We start from the raw sequence: 4,485 nt of genomic DNA, 5'->3' as shown, positions 1-4,485 counted from the left end.
ACGTTCTGTGTTTTTTAACTTCTTTAATTTTCGTTTCAGACTAGCTATTTTCTGAATTTTACTCTTTAAACCTAGCAATTGATGAAAAAATTTATTTCGGGCTTGTAGATGCGGAAAACCTTTTTTTTTTGCTAATTTTAATGTTTTTTCTAGTTTAGTGATGAGTTTTTTTGCAGCAGTTGTTTTAGCTTTAATTTGTAACTCTAATTTAGTGATATTGTTGTTCTTAGCTGTTTTTAATTGGCTTAGGCATTGAGTTGCTTCAGTAGCAATTGAATCAGCCCATGCCCATTGGATGTTAAACCGCTTCATTAGACGCTTTTCTACAACAGAATCTGACAAGTTCTCAGTTTGCATCCAGTTGACAGCAGACCGTTGCCAGGATTCATACAATTCTCCCAGTTCCTCAAAAACAGGATGATATTCAATTTTTGCTTCTATCCCTGTTAAGGAACCGTGAGATTTTGCCATTACTTACATTGAATCACTTTACTTAAGATTAGCAAAGCTTGTCTAAGGTTGTCAATAATATTTGCTACACCTTCTAAAAATCTAGACAATCCTAGACACGCTCTTCATCGGTGAGGTTAAGCGATTTTCCGACTCACCTGTCCATAAGTCTACTGGCATGCGAAGGTTAATGTTCCGCTCAAACACATTGAGTTTAGGACTCCCTCTGGGGTTTTCATCCTTATGAAAAGTCGAGTGCAAAACACTCCATAATCGTTGCTAAAATCCTCTGGTCTTAGCAGACATTTGTAATAATAACACAGATTAATGGCGTAAAAACATAAACATTTTGTAGATATAAGTCTTGGATAGACTATATTTTTCAGCTCTAGCAAGCAACAGAGTTCTTTGAGTACTTTGCCTGGGTGTGGTGGGTTATACATTTTCATTTTTAGAATATGCAAAGCATTCTTGAGGAAAAAGCATCAGCTTAACACACAAAAATTAAAATAAACAGGACTTACGGAATGGCACTAATTATAGTGGCTATATCAGCAATAATGACCAAATAATACACTATATGTGGCGGTACTGCGTAAGTCCTCATAAAGATGGTGCATTACATTTCATTAACGCACCTTACTGACACAAGACGACTGCTTACTGGTCAAACTTAAAACTACTTCATGCGTTTGCGACGAATAAACACAAAACTAAGACCCACACAGGCGAAAACGAAACTAGGTTCAGGGACATCTTCAGGTTCAATTTGGAAAATAAAAATATCCAAACTACTTGAATTGCGATCATCATATTCAAATGTAGCAGCAGCAATTGGGGTTGATGAAGTAATTCCAAGGAAACCACTACCGTTCCGAGTTACTGATTGAATCAAGTTTCCATTAATATCAAAAACACTAAACGTCACATTACCAGGAGTTATAACCTCACCACCCACTGCAAAAGCTTGAGATGGACTAACGAAGCCATTAGGTGTTTGTGGATCAACAAAAAAAGCTCCCAATGCTGGCGAATCAAATCCAAAATTGCCAACAAGTACAGCATCAGTTCCACCTAGTTGAGTACCAGGCTTGTTGTCGTTACCAAAAGGAACACCCAATCCAGCAGCTCCTTCTGCAAAAACTACACCCAGGTTTGCATAGACTTGTTGAAATGGTTCAGGGTTAAACGTTCCGGCTTGAACACCTGAAAACGTTGCACCTGTAGCAAAAGTAAAATCGAGAGTCTCTGTAAATAAGATATCTATTGGAGAACTCACAGATGAGTTAAATTGGCTAAGATTTGTGAAAGACATTGCACCCGCTGGTTTAGCTGCCATAAGGGGAATTGTGATACTTGTCAAGATTGCACATCTTAAAGATAAGCTTGCTTTCATTTGGCCTCCTAGATTTCACTTTCTTGTTCTAGAGTGGATATAATTAGACAACTATCTAACTCAAAAGAGTTCTTGAAAAGAATGTACTCTAAAAGAGTATACTGCTTATCTAGCGTTTTGGCTAAAGTTAAAAATTTAACTTTGTTTGAGCGGCAATATTAACGAATCCACTCATAACAAGCTAATTTTAACTTTTAAATTTTGATTCAGTTCTAATCCAACTCAAACTCCTCTTTCCAAGACTCATCCTTTTGCCAAGGAATCTGCTGAGTCTTCGCCATCAAAAAATTCTCCACCACCAAATAATCCATCTCTGTCCGCATAAAACACCGATAAGCATCTTCGGGCGTACAAACAATAGGCTCACCTCTTACATTAAAAGAAGTATTCACGATTACCCCACATCCCGTCAACTTCTCAAAATGCCGAATCAAATCGTAATAACGAGGATTAGTCTCTTGATGAATAGTTTGAATTCTTGCCGAATAATCAACATGAGTAATTGCCGGAATTTCAGAACGCGGTACATTCAACTTTTCAATTCCAAACAACTGCTTTTGCTCCTCTGTCATAGGAATTAACAAATTCTCCTGCACCGGAGCTACCAACAACATATAAGGACTAGAATGTTCAATGTCAAAATAATCGGAAACTCGTTCCGCCAAAACTGAAGGAGCAAAAGGTCGGAAAGACTCCCGATACTTAATCTTCAAATTCATTACCGACTGCATTTTTTGATTCCGGGGGTCGCCAATAATAGAGCGTCCTCCCAAAGCACGGGGTCCGAATTCCATCCGACCTTGAAACCATCCGACAACATTACCGTTATCTAAAATTTCTGCTAGCCGTGGCATTAACTCCGAATCTGGCAAATATTCATATTTCGCCTGAATAGCATCCAGATATTCCCTAATTTCCTCATCTGTAAACTTCGGTCCGAGATAAGCACCCTGCATCATATCATTCGGAGCGCGACAAACAGGAGGTTTTGCCACAGAAACGGCAGAATTTCCAGACTCCACAGAAATTAATTCCTTCTCTGGAATATTCTCGATCGCCTTTTCTATTACCCGTGGTTGGTCGTGGTATTCGTACCAAATAGCTAAAGCAGCACCTAACGCTCCACCAGCATCTCCCGCAGCAGGTTGAATCCAAATATCTTTAAAAATTCCTTCCCGTAAAATCTTGCCATTCGCCACACAATTCAGAGCTACCCCCCCTGCCAAACAAAGGTAGTCAGCATTCAGTTCTTTTTGCACGGTTCGACTCAGACGCAACACCACTTCCTCAGTCACTCTCTGAATAGAAGCAGCAATATCCATTTCTCGTTGACTAATTTTTGTTTCTGCTTTCCGAGGAGAACCGCCAAATAATTTGTCAAATTTCTGATTAGTCATGGTCAACCCAGTTGTGTAGTTGAAATATTCCATATTCAACCGGAAAGTACCATCAGCTTTTAAATCTATCAGGTTATTTAAAATCAAATCCACATAATTAGGTTCTCCGTAGGGAGCTAAACCCATAAGTTTGTATTCCCCAGAGTTAACTTTGAAACCAGTGTAATAAGTAAAAGCTGAGTAGAGCAAACCCAAAGAGTGCGGAAAATCTATTTCCCACTGGGGAGTAAGTTTATTTCCTTCTCCCAACCAAACCGAAGTAGTCGCCCATTCACCGACTCCATCCAGACACATTACCGCAGCGCGATCGAACGGACTAGGGAAAAATGCCGAAGCAGCATGAGCTTGATGATGTTCGGTAAACATGAGTTTGGGAAGATGGGATGCTTTACACTGCCCTAATGTAGCTAATTCTTTTCTTAATACAGTTTTCAAATATAATTTTTCTTTTAACCAAATTGGCATTGCCATCAGAAAAGAGCGAAAACCTTTAGGAGCATAACTGAGGTAAGTTTCCAGAAGTCGCTCGAATTTAATTAAAGGTTTGTCATAGAAAACGATTTGATCTAGATCGAGTAATTCGATATTCGCTTCTTTCAGACAATAAGAAATAGCATTTTTCGGAAATCTGGCATCGTGTTTTTTACGAGAAAATCTTTCTTCTTGAGCAGCAGCGATAATTTTTCCATCACATACAAGGGCGGCGGCACTGTCGTGGTAATAAGCTGAAATTCCCAGAATGTTCATATCTATAAATTTTTCTCCTCACATAGGGCCTTTTGTTTATATTTTGGCCAAAATTTAACTAAAAATATCTTCAGATTATAGTTCATCACAGTTATAGTCATCTAGTTACCTTGTAAAAATTTAGACAATACTAAATTAAGTTCTCCATCATTGAGGGGATAATGTATTGCTGGCAAGTTGTATTGATCGCCGTCTACCATAAAAATTTAATTCAGTCAATTTAGAGAAATTACCACTTCTAAAATTAGTTACATAATTAAGAGCGATCGCTAATATCAATTCTCAAAGACTTTGGTATATTTGAGTTTGCTATTTATAAATACTATATTATGAATAATCCCTCTAAAATTAAAAATGAAAAACTTAGTTTAACAGAATTACTATCAATGGGAAGTGATGTTTTACAGAGAAACTTAAAGGCTTTCCTAGTAGTAGTTTCTCTAATATTTTGATTTTTTTATATCATTGATAAGTTAGCAAAATCAGCTAACTTAA

4 protein-coding genes are annotated in these 4,485 nt (G+C 37.7%); 1 reads left to right on the top strand and 3 read right to left on the bottom strand.

All coding sequences use genetic code 11. The features are described from left to right. The 3 genes from F6K13_RS19865 to F6K13_RS19855 all read right to left on the bottom strand — a co-directional run. On the bottom strand, window positions 1–471 hold a 471-nt coding region (locus F6K13_RS19865; protein ID WP_287288133.1), incomplete at its 3' end, for a hypothetical protein. A 658-nt stretch (window positions 472–1,129) separates the two neighbouring features. Further along, a complete protein-coding gene (locus tag F6K13_RS19860; protein ID WP_287288131.1) occupies window positions 1,130–1,789 on the bottom strand; it encodes a hypothetical protein in 660 nt (219 codons plus the stop codon). Between the two features lie 269 nt (window positions 1,790–2,058). Then, complete coding sequence (locus F6K13_RS19855) at window positions 2,059–3,990, bottom strand: carbamoyltransferase (RefSeq protein ID WP_287288129.1); 1,932 nt, start codon at window positions 3,988–3,990, stop codon at window positions 2,059–2,061. Window positions 3,991–4,319: 329 nt separating this feature from the next. Here F6K13_RS19855 and F6K13_RS19850 point away from each other — a divergent pair, with 329 nt between their 5' ends. Beyond that, window positions 4,320–4,442, top strand: a complete 123-nt coding sequence (locus tag F6K13_RS19850; protein WP_275670407.1) for a hypothetical protein — start codon at window positions 4,320–4,322, stop codon at window positions 4,440–4,442. Window positions 4,443–4,485: the final 43 nt, after the last annotated feature.

This window comes from Okeania sp. SIO2B9, assembly GCF_010672505.1.
Taxonomy (GTDB): domain Bacteria; phylum Cyanobacteriota; class Cyanobacteriia; order Cyanobacteriales; family Microcoleaceae; genus Okeania; species Okeania hirsuta.
Note: the sequence above shows the minus strand (reverse complement) of the source record. Positions and strands in the feature narration are given on the sequence as shown.

Excerpts from the sequence above, each read along its gene's own strand:
- F6K13_RS19860 (WP_287288131.1), bottom strand. The coding sequence starts at position 1,789 with ATGGCAGCTAAACCAGCGGGTGCAATGTCTTTCACAAATCTTAGCCAA.
- F6K13_RS19850 (WP_275670407.1), top strand. The coding sequence starts at position 4,320 with ATGAATAATCCCTCTAAAATTAAAAATGAAAAACTTAGTTTAACAGAA.
- F6K13_RS19855 (WP_287288129.1), bottom strand. The coding sequence starts at position 3,990 with ATGAACATTCTGGGAATTTCAGCTTATTACCACGACAGTGCCGCCGCC.